General features: G+C 40.0%; 1 protein-coding gene and 1 pseudogene. One reads left to right on the top strand and one right to left on the bottom strand.

Annotated elements, in window-relative coordinates; all coding sequences use genetic code 11:
* The first annotated feature begins 235 nt into the window (after window positions 1-235).
* Window positions 236-460: a hypothetical protein gene (locus tag AABK37_RS41625; RefSeq protein WP_432557217.1), complete on the top strand. Its 225-nt coding sequence runs from the start codon at window positions 236-238 to the stop codon at window positions 458-460.
* Here AABK37_RS41625 and AABK37_RS41620 read toward each other — a convergent pair.
* Window positions 411-814: pseudogene (locus AABK37_RS41620) on the bottom strand (IS1 family transposase); the annotation flags it as partial. The gene AABK37_RS41625 and the pseudogene AABK37_RS41620 sit on opposite strands and share 50 nt — an antisense overlap.
* Between the last annotated feature and the right edge of the window lie 24 nt (window positions 815-838).

The raw sequence follows: 838 nt of genomic DNA, 5'->3' as shown, positions 1-838 counted from the left end.
GAAGTTGCGGTTGCACTACTCGCAACCGCCAATTTGTGATTGGCGATCGCATGAATCAGCAGGTGCATAGCACTTGGATTCCCATAACCCGCAACTTGGGTTACTAGCCTAAAAGTGGTGAAGCGCCAAGCGTCCGGCTAAGGACAACGAAAGTGAACTCCTTTATCCTTCGTTAAGGAGAACCAGCGTAATCAGGCTGCTCGCTGGGAGCGAAATATGCTCGCGGGAACGGTAGATGGCAGAAGAATCCCTTGAGGAACGCTTTGCACTAGAAAACCTGTTAAAAACATTAGGTAATAACTGGATTCACCAGAAGTTACGCAGTATTCCAATCCCTAAAAAGGACGCCCGTACTAGGATGCTAAAAATTCCCGGCGTTGCTGAATCAAAGTATGAATCATGCGATCGCCTCAAGAAAAGCGGGCGCAGTGCGCCCGCAGTGCATCGTCACCATACTTAAGATAATGTATTACTAACCGAATTGAAAATTTCAGCATTTATTCTGACGCGCGAATAACAGAATGTTTTTCTATGTAATCGAGCTAAATAATGTCTTAAACGACTATTTTATCCTTCTACTCTAGTCATATATATTTTACTAACAATATGGTCTTCATCACTAATAAAACATGGATAGACTGGATAGCCATCTGTGACATAAAAATAATAATTCCAACATTTTATGATATTCTATTATAATTTAAATGTTTCAGAACTTCTATCTCCTAAAACCCCGGTTATAATACCTGGAACATGCTTATTTACTGCTGTCCATAACCAAATTTTGTTTTTTTTGACCAATAAAAGTTTCTAATTAATCTACCTGAGTTATTTCCGG

This window comes from Tolypothrix sp. VBCCA 56010 (assembly GCF_050875635.1).
GTDB lineage: Bacteria > Cyanobacteriota > Cyanobacteriia > Cyanobacteriales > Nostocaceae > Hassallia.
Note: the sequence above shows the minus strand (reverse complement) of the source record. Positions and strands in the feature narration are given on the sequence as shown.